The following is a 17,442-nucleotide window of genomic DNA, read 5'->3' as shown; positions in this document are numbered from 1 at the left end:
GGATAGGCACCGCGTCAAAAGGGTGGAGTGGCCAGGCAAGCTGATGGTATGCGAACGATACGACAGATCGATCCGCCAGAGCATTCGTCAAGAGAGTAAAGGCATTATCGAAGGCGAGCCAGTCGCTCCCGTCGGGGCATCGCTCGCAAGCGGAGGATCGCGCCGCGCCGTGCATGCGATTGGACCTCTCGTCCCGCTGCGCTGCTGAGATCTCTCCTGTCAGGCGGTCTAGGTTCCGCGCTTCGGGCCGAGCAGGAAAACTATGAGGGCAGCGACGAACGTGGCAACAGCACTGTAGGCAATGGCGCTGGCGATCCCCGCATTCTCCACCAATAGCCCGCCGAAAATCGCGCCGGCTGCGATTGCCACTTGGAATGCTACGACCATCAGCACACCGGCGCTTTCGGCCTGCTCGGGAACGGCCCGCCGCACCATCCACGTCTGTAATCCCACCGGCACCGCGCCGAAGGCAAAGCCCCACGCGCCAACCGCAATCCCCGAGGCGAAGGCCGATGCTCCCGCCGTCAGTAGCGAAACAGCCGCTATCCCTATGAGCAGCGGTGCAAGGGCCGCGACTGCCTTGAGACTGTACTCGGCCAGAAGCCCGCCGGCCAAATTGCCGAAGAATCCGCCGATGCCAAAAGCAAGCAACACAAGCGAGATCGTCTCGACGTCAAGCGCGGGAATCTTTTCGAGGAAGGCGCGGATATAGGTGATTCCGGCGAAGTGGCCGGAAGCGACCAGCAGGATGACAAAAAGCGCAACCTTGACCATCGGAATCTTTGCCACATCCAGCAGGCTGCGGACGCTAGTCACTCCAATCGGAGGCAGTCTCGGAATGGTTATGAGCTGCACGAGCAGTGTAGCGACGCCGCCGGCTGCGGCGAGCATGAAGGCGCTTCGCCATCCCCAGATATCGCCGACATAAGCGCCGATTGGAGCTGCGCAGACGGTAGCTACGGAAACGCCGGTGAGGATGGTCGACATAGCGCGAGGCAGGAGGTGGCTTGGAACGAGCCGCATCGCCAGTGCTGCCGACATCGACCAGAAGCCTCCGAGCGCTATGCCGAGCACGACGCGTGCAGTCAGGAGAACCGCCAGCGACCACGCGCCGGCCGCCAGAACGTCCGACAGGATCAGCAGGACCGTCATGGTCCACATGACGGTCCTGCGGTCCAGGCGCTTTGTGATGATGGCCACCGTCGGCGCCGAGATCGCCCCGACGATAGCTGTCGCCGTCATCGCCTGTCCAGCCGCTCCCTCGCTGATACCGAGATCATGCGCGAGGGGCGTGAGCAGGCTGACAGGCAGAAACTCTGCCGTGACCAGCCCGAAGGTGCCCAAGGAAAGCGAAATGACGGCACCCCATGCCGGGCCAGACGGTGGGACTGGCTTTTCTGGGTCGTGCAGAACAGCGTTCATAACGCCTGCTGCGGATCGGGTCATGAACGAAGTCTCCACTTTGATGCAATGCAACGTGATGTTGGCTGCCTTGACCCAAATCTAAAAACACAAGCGCATTTCCCGGCGGCGTTGTACGGAGGAGGGGATGTTCATTGCTTCGCGATACTTTGTGACGGTGCGGCGCGCAACATCAATGCCGGTTTCCTTCAGCCGGACAGCGATGTCCTCGTCGGAAAGCACGTCGCCGGGAGATTCTGCGGCAATGATCGTTTTGATCCGATGCCGGACAGCTTCGGCGGAGTGCGCATCGCCGCCTTGGCAGGACGCGATCGCGACGGTGAAAAAATACTTCAGTTCAAAGACGCCGCGCGGGGTAAGCATGTACTTGTTCGAGGTCACCCGGCTTACCGTCGACTCGTGCACGCCGATCGCGTCAGCGACGGTTCTAAGATTGAGAGGCCGCAGGTGGGCGACGCCATGTTCCAAAAAGGCATCCTGCTGACGCACGATTTCAGCCGCAACCTTAACAATCGTCTTGGCGCGCTGATCGAGGCTGCGGATTAGCCAGTTCGCGTTTTGCAAGCATTCTTCGAGAAATGCTTGATCTTTCGAATTTTGGGCAGTCTGACGCGTGACTTCGGCATAGTAGGTTTGGTTGATCAGCAGCTTCGGCAGCGTGGCGGGATCAAGTTCGATCTGCCACCCGCCTTGCGGCGAGGGTGTGACCCAGACGTCGGGTATGATTGATTCAGAGGCACCGGATTCGAATCTGTTCCCAGGCTTTGGATCGAGCGCACGAACCTCATGCATCATGTCGAGAAGGTCTTCTTCATCGACGCCGCAATGCTGCTTCAGCGCCTCAAAATCGCGTCGCGCAAGCATTTCAAGATGGGCAACCAAAGCTGCCATTGCCGGGTCGAGCCGGTTTCGCTGGCGCAACTGAATCTCGAGGCATTCTCTGAGACTTCGCGCAAAAACTCCCGGTGGATCAAATTGTTGCAAGGTTCCGAGAACCCGTTCCACAACAGCCTCATGGACATTTAGGCTCTCGGCCAGCTCCAAAAGGTTTGCCCGAAGATAGCCAGTGTCTTCCAGATCGGCGGCAAGCTGGCCAGCGATCAGCCGCTCCTGTGGTGTGAACGCAGTGAGGGCGATCTGACGAGCGACATGGTCGTGCAATGTTTCGGCGAGGGTGGCAAACTCGTCGAGGGAAGGGCCATTGCCCGGCGGGTTGTTGGTCGTGTTGCGAAGTGATTTCCATTGCCCGAGCCGTTCAGGCGACCCTGCCCCGGTCAGTCCTTCAACCGCGTTTGCACCAGGGCCGAGAGGCTGATCCGCTCCCGAAATCGAAGCATCGTCAAAAGGCCCGCCATCGTTTGACGCAGATTCCAAGAGCGGGTTCTTCTCGATTTCCCGCTCCACGAACTGATGCAGTTCGGTATGCGCCAGTTGCAGTAAGCGAATCGACTCAATGAGTTGAGGCGATGCGACGATGGATTGCTTCTGGCGCTGAAACAGGCTTGCTGAAGATTGCATGGTGAGTGCGATAATCCTGTCGAGGAGCCTCTTGGGGCCTGCAATGGCGCCAGTGAGACGTTTTCTAGGTCATGCGGCGGCTTTCAGCGTTTCAAGGACGTTTTGCGGGGATGAGACGCCATACGGGTCGGCCTCGCAGTTGTCGGAGAAACCTTCCTCCTCGAACCAGTGCTCCACCACGCCATTGTTGATCAGGGCGGCGTAACGCCATGAGCGCATCCCGAATCCGAGATTGTCCTTGGCAACCAGCATGCCCATCTTGCGTGTGAACTCGCCTGAGCCATCGGGGATGAGCTCGACCTGCTTCAGGCCCAAGGACTTCCCCCACGCATTCATGACGAAGGCGTCGTTGACTGAGAGGCAGTAAATCGCGTCAATTCCCTCCTTCTCAAACTCATCATAGAGCTCTTCGAACTTGGGCAACTGGTAGGTCGAGCAGGTCGGCGTGAAGGCGCCAGGCAGCGAGAACAGGATGACGCGCTTGCCGGCAAAGTAGTCGTCAGATGTCTTTTCTTCCCAGCGATATGGATTTGGCCCCTCGACCGACTTATCGTGAACACGCGTGAGAAAGGTGACGAAGGGAACTTTCTTTTGAACTGTCATCAAGTTGCTCCTAAAGAAGAAAACTGCCGTTGAATTCTGGCATAGGCTGGCGCAATTCCGAGCAAAGGCTCGTATGCTCGGGCACGGAATGAGGGCCTCGGCGGCTCGCAACTTCCTTTTCCATCCCGACGTATGGGAACGTCTTGGCGGCTGGTCTTGGCCACGCGAACGCAATCGATCTGAGCGAGCTGGAGACCGTCGAGCCGCTTGCTTTCCACGGCTATGGCGCCGGAAGCGGGATCGGTCACCCGCGATCGTGCCCGGGGAAAAAGGATAGCGGCCGGAAGGAGCCAATATCGCAAAGCATGTGGGGGCCTGAAATGTCACTTCACGCAACAGACCCGCTTCACTGGATTCCGCGTCACTGGACTGGTTCAGCATGTTGTCGATATGTGGCAGTGACCCGCCGGCTTTGGCTTGGGTGACGACCCTTTGACAAGGCTTTTCGGCACTCACATGCTGAACAGAACCGGCAAACCGCATTTGCGCGCGCTGCCCGTGTTGGCGTGCCGGCATCGGACCAGCCATGCGCAAAGCGGCCATCCAGAACGGACTTCCGGAGGAGACGATGCCCCGATGTTCAGCTGCAAGGGGCACCGTCTCCTCAGGCCACGGTCTAGAGCTTCGCGTATCGGGCATGGCACAAGTCGCTTTCATCGTGATTTGATGGTGCTCTAACCAGGAGCAGCAAGCGGCGTGCCATTTGGAATAGAGGTGCCGTTGGACCGCCCCTCCTTCTCGGAGGCCGTGTCTTGGAAGATCGGGCGCGCGCTATAACCGCCTCGTCACACAGGCAACAACGATGCTGTGTGGTGCGGATATTCGGCGCTTCGGCCCCGGCTGGGCAAAGAAGACCGGAAGCCGAGCCGATGCACTACCTGAGGCTGGCGGGCACTCCAGTCATTGCGTAGCGTGTGCCGCTAGCATTCATGGGTGCGCAGGCACCGCGAACACGCGCCTTTCGCGGCAACATGAGCGCGCGCTCTTGGGCAAGCGCCTTGGCCCCGTGAGGATCGAATTCCCCAATCGTGTCTGTTTGCCGCCCTCTTATGTTCGAAACTGGACCAGAATGTCGCAAGCCCGACCTAAAGGTCGCCGAGGCGTTCTGTCCGACACTGTTCGGTCGCCTTTGTTGGCCCGCGACACCGGTCTATTTCGCCTAGCTCTTCTCTGGCCTCAGGCTAAGCCCCTAAAAGCATCACAGATTTTTTTCTTCGGTCGGCCAAATTGGCACGAGTTTTGAAGCCTCTTCGTTGCGGGCCGGGAGCCGCCGACCGACTTTCATTTCGTGGATGGCACGAATGGAACGAAGAAAGAAAAGCAAAATGTCAAATCCGCGTCGGATAGCGTCTATGGGCATGGTGTGCTCGGCGAAACCGCCCTTACCCAACAGCTCGCCGCCTTTGTCGACCCTTGCGCAGGAAAGCTTGGCCGGCGGCGGCTCAAATGCCCACCGCGCCGACTTTGTCCTGACCTCGAAGGTGCAAGATAACGTTCCGCATCTCGCCGCGCGATGTGCCTAGACAGTTACGCGTTAGCCGTTCTTGATAATCGGTCTGCCTTCGGAGGACGTCATCTATATGCCGTCTTAGGTCTTCGCTGCCGCAGCGCCCGCCGGTCACCTTCCGCCCTCGCTATTGAGTGAAGTGCCACCATGTCCGAACAACCTTTGCCGACGCTGCCGATGTGGCGCGTCGATCACATCGAGCCCTCGCCTGAGATGTTGGCGCTACGGGCCAATGGTCCGATCCACCACGTGCGCTTCCCGTCCGGGCACGAAGGCTGGTGGGTCACAGGCTATGACGAGGCCAAGGCGGTGTTGACCGACGCGGCGTTCCGGCCCGCGGGAATGCCGCCGGCGGCATTCACCCCGGATTCGGTGATTCTCGGTTCGCCAGGATGGCTGGTCTCGCACGAGGGGGGCGAGCATACGCGGCTACGCACGATCGTGGCGCCGGCCTTCAGCAACGGCAGGGTGAAGCAGCTCGCGCAGCAAGTGGAGGCGATCGCCGCGCAGTTGTTCGAGACGCTGGCGGCCCAGCCCCAGCCCGCCGATCTGCGGCGCCACCTCTCCTTTCCGCTTCCTGCGATGGTCATTGGCGCGCTGATGGGCGTGCTCTACGAGGATCACGCCTTTTTCGCCGGGCTGTCCGACGAGGTGATGACGCACCAGCATGAAAGCGGCCCGCGAAGCGCGTCGCGCTTGGCCTGGGAAGAACTCCGCGCCTACATTCGCGGCAAGATGCGGGACAAGCGCCAGGATCCGGGCGACAACGTGCTGACGGATCTGCTCGCGGCGGTCGACCAGGGCAAGGCGACCGAGGAAGAGGCGATCGGCCTGGCGGCAGGCATGCTGGTGGCGGGGCACGAGAGCACCGTGGCACAGATCGAATTTGGCCTGCTGGCCATGTTCCGCCATCCGCAACAGCGCGAACGCCTGGTGGGCGATCCATCCCTGGTGGACAAGGTCGTGGAGGAAATCCTGCGCATGTACCCGCCGGGCGCGGGCTGGGACGGCATCATGCGCTATCCGAGGACCGACGTGACCATCGCGGGCGTGCATGTTCCCGCAGAGAGCAAGGTGCTGGTCGGCCTGCCGGCGACGTCGTTCGATCCGCGCCATTTCGACGACCCGGAAATCTTCGACATCGGACGTGACGAAAACCCGCACCTGGCGTTCTCCTACGGACCCCACAACTGCGTCGGCTTGGCGCTGGCCAGGCTGGAACTCAAGGCGGTGTTCGGTTCGATCTTCCAGCGCTTTCCCGCGCTGCGCCTGGCCGTGGCGCCCGAAGAACTGAAGTTGCGCAAGGAGATCATCACTGGCGGGTTCGAGGAGTTCCCGGTGCTCTGGTGATCCGCGGACGCCACGAGGAATCGCGATGTCCTCGAATTGCCCGCGCGACTGCCGCGCGCCGATCAGATCAGCCAACCAACAGGTGACCAAGATGGACGTGCAAGAAACCACGGCAGCATGCCGGGACGCCTTCGCCGAACTGGCGTCGCCAGCGTGCATTCAGGACCCGTATCCATTCATGCGGTGGTTGCGCGAGCACGATCCGGTACATCGCGCGGCGTCGGGCCTCTTTCTGTTGAGCCGCCACGCCGACATCTACTGGGCGCTCAAGGCCACGGGCGATGCTTTTCGGGGGCCGGCGCCAGGCGAACTGGCGCGCTATTTCCCGCGTGCGGCGACCAGCCTGTCGCTAAGTCTGCTGGCGTCCACTTTGGCGATGAAGGAACCTCCAACGCATACGCGTCTGCGCCGGCTGATCTCGCGCGATTTCACCATCGGCCAGATCGACAAGCTGAGGCCGGCCATCGCTCGCATTGTCGCAGCGCGCCTGGACGGCATGGCGCCCGCACTGGAGCGCGGGGAGGCAGTGGACCTGCATCAGGAATTCGCGCTGGCCTTGCCCATGCTGGTTTTCGGCGAACTGTTCGGCATGCCCCCGGACGACATTCTCGGGCTCGTCACCGGCATCAGCGCCATTCTGGAAGGCCTGAGCCCGCACGCCAGCGATCCCCAGCTCGCCGCGGCGGACTCGGCCAGCGCCAAGGTTCAGGCCTACTTCGGCGACCTCATACAGCGCAAGCGCTCCGATTCCAGCCACGACATCTTGTCAATGCTGGTCGGCGCACACGACGGCGATGCCGAGATGCTGTCGGATACGGAATTGATCAGCATGCTCTGGGGCATGTTGCTGGGCGGCTTCGCCACCACTGCCGCGGCCATCGGCCATGCTGTCCTGGCGATGCTGGCGTATCCCGAACAGCGGCACTGGCTGAAAGGAGATGCCATGGGGGTAAAGGCATTCGTCGAAGAAGCCCTGCGCTACGACGCGCCCGCCATGTTCAGCTCCATTCCGCGTATCGCCCAGCGCGACATCGAACTGGGTGGCGTGGTGATCCCGAAGAACGCGGACGTGCGCGTTCTGATCGCGGCCGGCAATCGTGACCCGGACGCCTTCGCCGATCCGGACCGCTTCGATCCCGTGCGGTTCTACGGCACCAGTCCTGGCATATCGATCGACGGGAAGATCATGCTGGCCTTCGGCCACGGCATCCACTTCTGCCTTGGTGCGCAACTGGCCCGGGTGCAGTTGGCCGAGAGCCTGCCGCGGATCCAGGCGCGCTTCCCCACGCTGGCATTGGCCGAGCAGCCGACCCGGGAGCCCTCCGCGTTCCTTAGGACGTTCCGCGCGCTGCCGGTGCGGCTGCATCGGCAGGAGGGCTGAGATGCGCGTCGTGGTCGATCAGGATCTGTGCGGAACTACCGGGCAGTGCGTGCTGACGCTGCCGGGCGCCTTTCGCCAGCGCGAACCGGACGGGGTGGCCGAAGTGTGCGTGGCGACGGTCCCGCAGGCGCTGCACGCCGCCGTGCGGCTTGCGGCCAACCAGTGCCCGGTCGCCGCCATTCGGGTCATCGAAAGCGATGCTGGCCATGACGAGCGCGCAAGCGCGGACCCTGCGCCTTCTCCGGCGCAGGCCGAGCGGCATGCTGCGAAAGACCAATGCAATTCAGGAGACACGATGGCAAGGTTTGAAGGCAAGGTGGCCGTGGTGACCGGCGCCGGCGCCGGCATCGGCAAGGCATGCGCTCTCGCCATCGCGCGCGGGGGCGGCAGAGTGGTGGTGGCCGACATTGATGGCTCGGCGGCCATCGCCTGCACCGCGCAGATCGCGGCCGAAGCAGGCCACGCGCTGCCCATAGCCATGGATATCGCCGATGAGCAGGCGGTGGCAGCGCTGTTCGAGACGGCGGAGCGGCACTTCGGGGGGGTCGACCTGCTGGTGAACAATGCGAGCGCCATGCATCTGACCCCGCGCGACTGCGCGATCCTCGACCTGGACCTGGCAGTCTGGGACCAGACCATGGCGACCAATCTGCGCGGCACGCTGCTCTGCTGCCGGCAGGCCATCCCACGGATGATCGACCGCGGCGGTGGCGCGATCGTCAACATGTCGTCGTGCCAAGGGCTCAGCGGTGACAAGGGGCAGACGTCCTACGGCGCGTCGAAGGCGGCGATGAACATGCTCTCGGCTTCGCTCGCCACCCAGTACGGTCATGCGCAGATTCGCTGCAACGCGGTTGCGCCGGGTCTTATCATGACCGAGCGTCTCCTCGCCAAGCTGGACGAGTGCATGCAACGGCATCTGCGCCGGCACCAGCTCCTGCAGCGCGTCGGCCGCCCCGAGGACGTGGCCGCGCTCGTGGCGTTCCTGCTCTCCGCCGATGCTGCGTTCATCACCGGCCAGGTCGTGTGCATCGATGGCGGCATGCTGGCGCATGTGCCGACATACGCCGACGGTGGCAACAGCTGCGCCGCGCGCCCTGCCGGCGACACCGAATCGGCGACGGCGGCGCGCTGCTGATGGACATACTGCTCAACCCACTCAACCGTCGGCACCGGCTGCGATCCGACATCCCGGTCATGCCCGGCGCTTTCCCCCTGGTCGGGCATCTTCCCGCCATTGTCTGCGACCTGCCGCGCCTGCTGCAACGCGCAGAACGGACGCTGGGCAGCCACTTCTGGCTGGATTTCGGCCCTGCCGGACATCTGATGACCTGTGTGGATCCGGACGCATTCTCTCTGCTCAAGCACAAGGACGTGTCCTCGGCGCTGATCGAAGAGATCGCGCCCGAATTGCTTGGCGGAACGTTGGTTGCCCTGGACGGCGGCGCGCACCGGCAGGCGCGCGATGCCATCAAGGCAGCGTTCTTGCCCAAGGGGCTGACCCAGGCCGGGATCGGCGACCTGTTCGCGCCGGTCATCCAGGCGCGGGTGCAGGCGTGGCGCGCCCGCGGCGAGGTAACTATCCTGCGCGAGACCGGCGACCTGATGCTGAAGCTCATCTTCAGCCTCATGGGAATCCCCGCGCAGGACCTGCCGGGATGGCATCGCAAGTACCGGCAATTGCTGCAGTTGATCATCGCGCCACCGGTCGACCTGCCCGGATTGCCTTTGCGGCGCGGCCGCTCCGCCCGCGACTGGATCGACGCGCAGTTGCGCCGGTTCGTCCGCGATGCGCGCGCGCATGCCGCGCGCACCGGGTTCATCAACGACATGGTGAGCGCTTTTGACAGCAGCGACGGTCCGCTCTCCGATGACGTCCTGGTCGCGAACATTCGCTTGCTGCTGCTTGCCGGTCACGACACCACTGCCTCGACGATGGCCTGGATCGTGATCGAGCTGGCGAGGCAGCCTGTGCTGTGGGACGCCCTGGTCGAGGAGGCGCAACGCGTGGGCGCGGTGCCGACCCGGCACGCGGACCTGGCGCAGTGTCCGGTCGCCGAGGCCCTGTTCCGCGAGACACTGCGCCTGCATCCGGCGACCACGCTCCTGCCGCGTCGCGCGCTGCAGGAATTGCAACTCGGCCAAAGGCGCATTCCCGCGGGCACCCACTTATGCATCCCGCTGCTGCATTTCTCGACCTCGGCGCTGCTGCACGAGGCGCCTGATCAGTTCCGCCTGGCGCGGTGGCTGCTACGCACAGAACCGGTCCGGCCCGTGGACATGCTGCAGTTCGGTACCGGCCCACACGTCTGCATCGGCTACCACCTGGTATGGCTGGAAATGGTGCAGTTCTGCATCGCCTTGGCGCTGACCATGCACAAGGCCGGGGTGCGGCCGCAGTTGCTGAGCGACGTCGAAAAAGGCCGGCGCTATTACCCGACCGCACATCCGTCCATGGCAATCCGCATAGGCTTCTCATGAGCTGGTGTCGGACGCCCTGTGTGGCAAGGCAGCGGCGCCGGCGGGGCGCGGCATTGCTGCACTCGGCGCACGCACTCGTGTGACGACTTGCGCTCGCCGTGGCCGTCTCAGCTACAAGGACATGAACAACATGCAAACCGGTTCCACAATACACGACGACCGAACTGGCGTTTCCGCATTCGGCGGGTTGGGCGCGCAGGCGCGCGGCGCATCTGGCGGGCTGCTCCCGGAGATCTGGATGCAGGACGGCGCAAAGCGGGTCGAACAGGCGCTGGCGCGTCTGCTCTGCGCCGAAGACGACGGTAAGACAGAGCTGATGGCAGCCATGCGCTACGCCACCTTGCGTGGCGGGAAGCGCACCAGAGCCTTGCTCTGTCTGGCTGCCGGCGCACTGGCGGGCACGCCGGCGCACATGCTCGACGACGTCGGCGCCGCCATCGAGATGATGCACGCCTGTACCCTGGTCCACGACGACCTGCCGGCGATGGACGACGACGTGCTTCGCCGCGGCCTTCCGACCGTGCACGTAAAGTTCGGCGAAGCCACTGCGATCCTGGTCGGCGATGCGCTGCAGGCCCACGCCTTCCTGACGCTGGCGAGCCTGGATGCGCCGGGAGACAATCGTATTGCGCTCGTGCGTGAACTGGCGCAGGCGGTGTCCGCCGAGGGTGCCGCAGGCGGGCAGGCCATGGATCTGTCGCTGGTCGGAAAGCACGCCGGGCTGGACAGCATCCTGGCGATGCACCGGATGAAAACCGGAGCGCTAGTGCGCGCGTCGGTTCGCATGGGCGCGCTATACTCCATCGCGGAGGATGCCGCGCACGCTGCGCTGTATGCTGCGCTCGATCGCTACACCGCCTGTTTTGGCCTGGCGTTGCAGGTGGCGGACGACATTCTCGACGCGACGGCGAATACCGCGACTCTTGGCAAGACCCCCGGCAAGGACGCGGCCGCGCAGAAGCCGACCTGCGCGTCGATCATGGGGCTGCAGGCAGCGCGCCAGTTCGCCCTGTATTTGTTGCACGACGCCGGGGAGGCCATCGCCCCTCTGGGGGCGCGTGCGGAAGGGTTGGCGCAGATGCTGCAGCGGGCCAACGTCTATCTGTCCGCGCCATACGCATGAGCGTGCCCAGCCGTAAGGACTTGCCGCTGTGCTGCTGCGATCGGCCGGCGGGCGCTGCATGCTGCACTGTGTCCGTGTCGGCGGTGACGTGCGCGGCGTCTGCCCGTTTCTGTTCTCGTTAGCCCTCTGCAGAAGGAACATCCCGCGTGAACGCGCTGTCCGAACAGATCCTTTCCGAATTGGGCCACCTGCTGAGCGAGATGAGCGATGGCGGCAGCGTGGGTCCGTCCGTATACGACACGGCGCGAGCTCTGCAGTTCGACGGCAAAGTCACCGGTCGGCACGACGCATACGCGTGGCTCATCGCGCAGCAACAGGCCGATGGCGGATGGGGAAGTGCGGACTTCCCGCTGTTTCGCCATGCGCCTACCTGGGCGGCGCTGCTGGCGTTGCAGCGTGCCGATCCTCTTCCCGGGGCTGCCGACGCAGTCCAGGCTGCAACCCGGTTCATCGAGCGCCAGCCCGATCCCTATGCGCATGCGGTGCCGGAAGACGCGCCCATCGGCGCGGAGCTGATCCTGCCGCAGTTGTGCGACGAGGCCGCATCCTTGCTGGGCGGCTTGTCGTTTCCGCGCCACCCGGCGCTGTTGCCGTTGCGGCAAGCACGCCTGGTCAAGCTGGGGGCTGTGGCGACGTTGCCGAGCGGCCATCCGTTGCTGCACTCCTGGGAAGCCTGGGGGACGTCGCCGGCCACCGCATGCCCGGACGACGACGGCAGCATCGGCATCAGTCCGGCGGCCACCGTCGCGTGGCGTGCGCACGCCGTGACACAGAGAAGAACGCCGCACGTCGGGCGCACGGGCGGGTATCTGCAGGCGGCATCGCGGGCTACGCGCACCGGCATCGAAGGTGTCCTTCCAAACGTCTGGCCAATCAATGTGTTCGAGCCATGCTGGTCGCTGTACACCCTGCATCTGGCCGGCCTGTTCGCGCATCCCGCGCTCGCCGAGGCGGTGCAAGTGATCATCGCGCAGCTCGACGCCCGCCTCGGGGTGCGCGGTCTGGGCCCTGCCTTGCACTTCGCGGCCGATGCGGACGACACCGCCGTTGCGTTGTGCGTCCTTCGCCTTGCAGGCCGCGACCCGGCGGCCGACGCGTTGCGCCAGTTCGAAACCGGCGAACTCTTCGTCACCTTTCCCGGTGAGCGCAATGCCTCGGTGTCGACCAACATCCATGCCCTGCATGCTTTGCGAATGTTGGGAAAACCCGCCGCCGGCACCAGCGCCTACGTCGAGGCCAATCGCAACCCGCACGGTCTGTGGGACAACGAAAAATGGCACGTTTCGTGGCTGTATCCAACCGCGCATGCGGTCGCTGCGCTCGCGCAAGGCAACCCCCAGTGGCGCGACGAGCGCGCGCTGGCGGGGCTGCTGAAGGCGCAGCGCGACGACGGCGGCTGGGGCGCTGGTCGCGCGTCCACATTCGAGGAAACCGCCTATGCGCTGTTCGCGTTGCACGTGATGGACGGGAGCGAAGAGCCGACCCGGCGCCGGGGCATCGCGCAGGCGGTGGCGCGGGCGCTGAAGTGGATGCTCGCCCGCCACGCGGCGCATTCACTGCCCCAGACGCCGCTGTGGATCGGCAAGGAACTGTATTGCCCCACCCGGGTGGTGCGCGTGGCCGAACTCGCCGGGTTGTGGCTGGCGCTTCGTTGGGGGCGGCGCGTCTCGGCCGAGGGAGCAGGAGCCGGGCCATGATCCCGACCGATCGCGCGCTGCAGCAGGTGCTAGAGTGGGGGCGTTCCCTGACCGGGTTCGCCGACGAGCATGCCGTGGAAGCAGTCCGGGGCGGCCAGTACATCCTGCAGCGCATCCAGCCGAGCCTGCGCGACACCAGCGCCCGCACCGGCCGCGATCCGCTGGACGAAACGCTGATCGTGGCGTTCTATCGCGAACTGGCGCTGCTGTTCTGGCTGGACGATTGCAACGACCTTGACCTGATCGCGCCGGAGCAGCTCGCCGCGGTGGAGCAGGCGCTGGGGCAGGGCGTGGCGTGCGCGCTACCAGGATTCGAGGGCTGTGCTGTGCTGCGCGCTTCGCTCGCCGCGCTCGCCTACGATCGTCGCGACTATGCCCAGCTTCTCGAGGATACCCAGTGCTACTGCGCGGCGCTGCGCGCCGGACACGCGCAGGCGGCAGGGGAGGAGCGCTGGTCCTTCGCCGAGTACTTGCAGAACGGCGTGGATTCGATCGCCTACACGAACGTGTTCTGTTGCCTGTCGTTGCTGTGGGGGCTGGACATGGCGACCTTGCGCGCGCGTCCGGCGTTTCGCCAGGCCCTGCGGCTCATATCCGCAATAGGGCGCTTGCAGAACGATCTGCATGGACGCGAAAAGGATAGATCGGCCGGCGAGGCCGACAACGCGGCGATCCTGCTGCTGCAGCGCTATCCCGCCATGCCTGTGGTGGAGTTCCTCAAGGACGAGTTGGCCGGCCACACACGCATGCTGCACCGGGTGATGGCGGAAGAACGTTTTCCCGCGCCGTGGGGACCGTTGATCGAGGCCATGGCGGCAGTCCGCGCGCAGTACTACGAGACCTCGACCAGCCGCTACCGCAGCGACGCTGCAGGCGGAGGCCAGCGTGCGCCGGCCTGAACGCGGGGGAAACGATGGCGTGCGCGCGCTGCCGTCGGTCCGACCCGACGCAACGCCGTCGCCCGATGACGCGGATGGAGCGAGCATCAGCGACACCAAGTTGAGCCGGCGCAAGGACGACCACCTGGACATCGTGCTGAATCGGCGAACGGCACGGGCCAAGGCCGCCGGCTGGGAGTACATCCGTTTCGAACACTGCGCATTGCCCGAGTTGGATCTGACGCAGATCGACCTCAGCGCCTCGCTGCTGGGCAAGACCATGCGCGCGCCTCTGCTGATCAGCTCCATGACCGGCGGCATGCCACGCGCCGAGGCCATCAACCGGCATCTAAGCGAGGCAGCGCAAGCCTTGGGAATCGCCATGTGCGTCGGTTCGCAGCGCGTGAGCCTGCAATCCCGCAACTCCCAAGGGCTGACGCGCGCGCTGCGCCGCCAGGCCCCAGACATTCCCTTGCTGGCCAATATCGGCGCCGCGCAACTGCGTGAGGCCGACGGCCTGGACCTGGCGCGCCGGGCGGTGGATGCACTGGAGGCCGATGGACTCATCGTCCATCTCAATCCGCTGCAGGAAGCGGTACAGCCGGAGGGCGACCGCGACTGGCGCGGCGTCCTGGCCCAGATCGCTCGCGCCGCGCGCAGCATGGGGGTGCCGATCGTGGCCAAGGAAGTGGGGTCGGGCCTCTCTGCTTCGGTGGCTTGTGCGCTCGTTCAGGCGGGCGTGGCGGTGATCGATGTCGCCGGCGCCGGCGGCACCAGTTGGGCCGCGGTGGAGGGCGAGCGGGCCCCCGATGCCGCCGACCGTACAGTTGCGATGGCGTTCGCCGATTGGGGGATCCCGACCCCGGCCAGCGTGCAGGCGGTACGTCGGGCGCTGCCAGCGGTGAAGCTGATCGCGTCGGGCGGGGTCAGCGACGGCGTCGACGTGGCCAAGGCTATCCGCCTGGGCGCGGACATCGCGGGGCAGGCAGCCGGCGTGCTGCGCGCGGCCACCGTATCCACCGAGGCGGTTGTCGCGCATTTCGAGATCGTCATCCGCCAGTTGGCCGTCGCCTGCTTCTGCACCGGCTCGGCTGATCTGGCGGCGTTGCGTCAGGCGCGCTTGTTGCCCTCGACGCATCTGCCCGCCGGTTGATGCCGGCGTAGCCCGCACGTGGCGGCGGGCGCCTAGCCTTGCCGAGTGAGAAGATCGCCGACCGCCGGGCCATTCGCGCTCGTCGCGGGGTTTTTCGGGTGCTGCTTCGTGATCAAGGAGGCGTTCCGCCATATGGACAGCCGCGAGTAAAGCGTATTCGACGGCTATCTCGATGCTCGATCAGGGTGACCGGTCACGCCGAAGAAGAGCCCCTAAAAGCGTCGGAACACCAGCTGCGGCGGAGACCGGCAGGAGCGGATGGTGCAATCCATTACAATGAAGGAGTGGCGATCCACATTGACCCCCAGTCAGCGCGGCCGGCCGTATGAACGAGAAGAGACGAGCGATTTCAGCTGCCGGACCGCCTTGATTTAACGTCCGATGATTTCGGAGCGCTGATCGGGCGTCCGTTTCGGACGGCGCCATCGTCGGGCGGCGCCAAATGCAGGATAATTGATCTCTTTTCGTATCATAAAGCTGATGCATGATACGCGAACAGATCATGACGTGTTGACTCGATCGCTGGATAAGGTACTCTGCCATATCATCTAGCATTGGAATGGATCGTTTACGTATCATATGGACTCTCAATCGGAAATTCTGCGCGAAATCGGTGGGCTTTTCAGGCAGGCGAGGCTGGCCGCTGCCATGACGCAGGAGCAGGTCGCTGACTTGGCGGGTATATCCCGTCCCCGATATCGCGACATCGAAAAGGGAGCCGCGGCCGCGCGTGCAACGACGCTCATGAATATCGCTCGCGCGCTCGGTCTGGAAATGATGCTGGTTCCGCAAGTCATGGTGCCGGCTGTCCAGGCTCTATTGCGTCCGCATGATGATAACGATCGGCCCGCCTTTGTTTCTCAACCTGACGATGACGATCATGGCCCCAGTCTTTCGCGCACCTAAGACGATCCCGTCGCTGGACGTGCTCTTGAACGCAGTGAAGATCGGCACAATCGTCAGGACGCCGGGCGATTTCAATGCATTCAACTTCGATGAGGCCTACCGCGCGACGGGCGGCTTTCCGGTTCTCAGCCTGTCGTTCCGGGCAGCGACGGGAGGATTGCGGAAAGATCCGAAGCCTCTGGCAAGCGCCTTGCCCGCTTTCTTCGCGAACCTCCTGCCGGAGGAGAAATTGCGCGAGGCGATGGAAAGGCACCACGAAGGCAATGTGCGGCCAGCCAATGATTTCGACCTTTTAACGGCGCTGGGCGCCGATCTGCCGGGAGCCGTACGGGCGTTGCCCAGTGACGGCGCGATAGCGGTTTCACAGGGTGCTTCAAAGGATCAGCCCAAGGCACGGTTCTCGCTTGCCGGCGTGCAGATGAAGCTGTCGGTCATGAAGAACATTGGAAAAGGCGGCGGCCTTACCTTACCGATGGACGACGAGCAGGGCCGGTACATCGCCAAGTTCCCGTCGACGGCGTTTCCGGGCGTTTCCGAAAACGAATTCGCCAACCTGGCGCTGGCAGCAGCAATCGGCATGGACGTTCCTGAATGCGAACTGGTCGAGAAATCCGATTTTGAGGGCGTTCCCGAAGAATTCAACACGCTGTCGGAAGGCAAAGTCCTTCTCGTCAAACGCTTCGATCGCGGCCCTGGTGGCGAGAGGATACACATCGAGGATTTCGCTCAGGTCTTCGGTGTCTACCCCTCGCGCAAATATGAGGGGGCTGCTTATCACGACATAGCCCTGGCTCTTGGCGTGGCCGTCTCGCCTAAGGCGGCTCTCGAGTTCGTCCGCCGCCTGGCACTGACCGTCATCACCGGCAATGGCGACATGCACCTGAAGAACTGGTCTTTGATCTATCCCGGTAACGGCGACAAGCCGGCGCTTGCACCAATCTACGACGTCCTGTCCACCGTGCCGTATATTCCCGCCGACGCCATGGCGCTGTCGCTTGGAGGGGAGCGCTCGTTCAAGGCGCTAGCGGCACCGAGATGGAGAGCATTTGCGAACCGTGCAAGGCTTCCGGAGCCGGCAGTCCTGAAGGCAGTGGTCGAGACAGTCAAACTCGTCAACGAACACTGGTGGCATCTGCCTGAGCGCGACCTTGTCGCAGCGAAAGTGCTCGAGCGGATCGACGAACATGTGAAGGCGATGACGCCGATACTGAACTCCTGCGCCGAGAAGTGAACCGAGTCCCTCGGGTTGTATAGCGGAACTATTCGCCCGTGGCCCCCGATGAGTGGCCGTGGATCGGTGGTATGCCAGGATCGCGCGCAAAGTCGGCGGAGTGTCCACTAGATGTTTAGTCCCAAGGTTTGATGGGTTGGATCGAGCCTGAATCGTTCGGGCTCTTTTGTCCAGATTTTGCAGATGTATTCA

General features: G+C 63.9%; 13 protein-coding genes and 1 pseudogene. 11 read left to right on the top strand and 3 right to left on the bottom strand.

The features are described from left to right. Positions 1 to 228 precede the first annotated feature (228 nt). From NKI35_RS25140 to NKI35_RS25130, 3 genes are all read right to left on the bottom strand, one after another. Positions 229 to 1,446, bottom strand: coding sequence for an MFS transporter (locus NKI35_RS25140; RefSeq protein WP_352535966.1), 1,218 nt, complete (start codon positions 1,444 to 1,446; stop codon positions 229 to 231). Between the two features lie 57 nt (positions 1,447 to 1,503). Further along, on the bottom strand, positions 1,504 to 2,940 hold the full coding sequence (gene rpoN / locus NKI35_RS25135) for an RNA polymerase factor sigma-54 (RefSeq protein ID WP_352741722.1): 1,437 nt from the start codon (positions 2,938 to 2,940) through the stop codon (positions 1,504 to 1,506). Between the two features lie 69 nt (positions 2,941 to 3,009). Continuing rightward, positions 3,010 to 3,543: a peroxiredoxin gene (locus tag NKI35_RS25130; RefSeq protein WP_023698264.1), complete on the bottom strand. Its 534-nt coding sequence runs from the start codon at positions 3,541 to 3,543 to the stop codon at positions 3,010 to 3,012. A 1,654-nt stretch (positions 3,544 to 5,197) separates the two neighbouring features. Here NKI35_RS25130 and NKI35_RS25125 point away from each other — a divergent pair. The 11 genes and pseudogenes from NKI35_RS25125 to NKI35_RS25075 all read left to right on the top strand — a co-directional run bounded on the left by NKI35_RS25125 (position 5,198) and on the right by NKI35_RS25075 (position 17,250). Then, entirely contained in the window at positions 5,198 to 6,400 is a 1,203-nt protein-coding gene (locus NKI35_RS25125) for a cytochrome P450 (protein ID WP_352741721.1), read from the top strand. A gap of 91 nt (positions 6,401 to 6,491) precedes the next feature. After that, a complete protein-coding gene (locus NKI35_RS25120; protein WP_352741720.1) occupies positions 6,492 to 7,781 on the top strand; it encodes a cytochrome P450 in 1,290 nt (429 codons plus the stop codon). A gap of 1 nt (position 7,782) precedes the next feature. After that, a pseudogene (locus NKI35_RS25115) lies at positions 7,783 to 7,908 on the top strand (ferredoxin); the annotation flags it as partial. Between the two features lie 168 nt (positions 7,909 to 8,076). Next, on the top strand, positions 8,077 to 8,919 hold the full coding sequence (locus NKI35_RS25110) for an SDR family oxidoreductase (protein WP_023687322.1): 843 nt from the start codon (positions 8,077 to 8,079) through the stop codon (positions 8,917 to 8,919). Beyond that, positions 8,919 to 10,262 (top strand): cytochrome P450, encoded by a 1,344-nt coding sequence (locus NKI35_RS25105; protein WP_023687321.1) that lies wholly within the window; start codon positions 8,919 to 8,921, stop codon positions 10,260 to 10,262. Before NKI35_RS25110 ends, NKI35_RS25105 begins: the two co-directional genes overlap by 1 nt. Positions 10,263 to 10,383: 121 nt before the next feature. Further along, complete coding sequence (locus tag NKI35_RS25100) at positions 10,384 to 11,385, top strand: polyprenyl synthetase family protein (RefSeq protein ID WP_352741719.1); 1,002 nt, start codon at positions 10,384 to 10,386, stop codon at positions 11,383 to 11,385. 146 nt (positions 11,386 to 11,531) lie between these two features. After that, the gene (locus NKI35_RS25095; RefSeq protein WP_352741718.1) at positions 11,532 to 13,082 is read left to right on the top strand and encodes a hypothetical protein; all 1,551 of its coding nucleotides are present in this window, start codon (positions 11,532 to 11,534) and stop codon (positions 13,080 to 13,082) included. After that, the gene (locus NKI35_RS25090) at positions 13,079 to 13,981 is read left to right on the top strand and encodes a terpene synthase family protein (protein ID WP_352463354.1); all 903 of its coding nucleotides are present in this window, start codon (positions 13,079 to 13,081) and stop codon (positions 13,979 to 13,981) included. Before NKI35_RS25095 ends, NKI35_RS25090 begins: the two co-directional genes overlap by 4 nt. Positions 13,982 to 14,009: 28 nt before the next feature. Beyond that, positions 14,010 to 15,113: a type 2 isopentenyl-diphosphate Delta-isomerase gene (gene fni / locus NKI35_RS25085; protein WP_502897170.1), complete on the top strand. Its 1,104-nt coding sequence runs from the start codon at positions 14,010 to 14,012 to the stop codon at positions 15,111 to 15,113. Positions 15,114 to 15,692: 579 nt separating this feature from the next. Next, a complete protein-coding gene (locus tag NKI35_RS25080; RefSeq protein WP_352500667.1) occupies positions 15,693 to 16,019 on the top strand; it encodes a helix-turn-helix domain-containing protein in 327 nt (108 codons plus the stop codon). Continuing rightward, complete coding sequence (locus NKI35_RS25075) at positions 15,994 to 17,250, top strand: type II toxin-antitoxin system HipA family toxin (RefSeq protein ID WP_352741717.1); 1,257 nt, start codon at positions 15,994 to 15,996, stop codon at positions 17,248 to 17,250. The genes NKI35_RS25080 and NKI35_RS25075 overlap by 26 nt, the downstream gene beginning before the upstream one ends. Positions 17,251 to 17,442: the final 192 nt, after the last annotated feature.

Origin of the sequence: Mesorhizobium sp. M0676 (genome assembly GCF_040320535.1) — a bacterium.
GTDB lineage: Bacteria > Pseudomonadota > Alphaproteobacteria > Rhizobiales > Rhizobiaceae > Mesorhizobium.
This window is presented reverse-complemented; position numbering and strand designations above follow the sequence as displayed.

Coding starts and splice junctions, on each gene's coding strand:
- rpoN (WP_352741722.1), bottom strand. CDS start 2,940: ATGCAATCTTCAGCAAGCCTGTTTCAGCGCCAGAAGCAATCCATCGTC.
- NKI35_RS25110 (WP_023687322.1), top strand. CDS start 8,077: ATGGCAAGGTTTGAAGGCAAGGTGGCCGTGGTGACCGGCGCCGGCGCC.
- NKI35_RS25080 (WP_352500667.1), top strand. CDS start 15,693: ATGGACTCTCAATCGGAAATTCTGCGCGAAATCGGTGGGCTTTTCAGG.
- NKI35_RS25100 (WP_352741719.1), top strand. CDS start 10,384: ATGAACAACATGCAAACCGGTTCCACAATACACGACGACCGAACTGGC.
- NKI35_RS25140 (WP_352535966.1), bottom strand. CDS start 1,446: ATGACCCGATCCGCAGCAGGCGTTATGAACGCTGTTCTGCACGACCCA.
- NKI35_RS25130 (WP_023698264.1), bottom strand. CDS start 3,543: ATGACAGTTCAAAAGAAAGTTCCCTTCGTCACCTTTCTCACGCGTGTT.
- NKI35_RS25090 (WP_352463354.1), top strand. CDS start 13,079: ATGATCCCGACCGATCGCGCGCTGCAGCAGGTGCTAGAGTGGGGGCGT.
- NKI35_RS25105 (WP_023687321.1), top strand. CDS start 8,919: ATGGACATACTGCTCAACCCACTCAACCGTCGGCACCGGCTGCGATCC.
- NKI35_RS25125 (WP_352741721.1), top strand. CDS start 5,198: ATGTCCGAACAACCTTTGCCGACGCTGCCGATGTGGCGCGTCGATCAC.
- NKI35_RS25120 (WP_352741720.1), top strand. CDS start 6,492: ATGGACGTGCAAGAAACCACGGCAGCATGCCGGGACGCCTTCGCCGAA.
- NKI35_RS25075 (WP_352741717.1), top strand. CDS start 15,994: ATGGCCCCAGTCTTTCGCGCACCTAAGACGATCCCGTCGCTGGACGTG.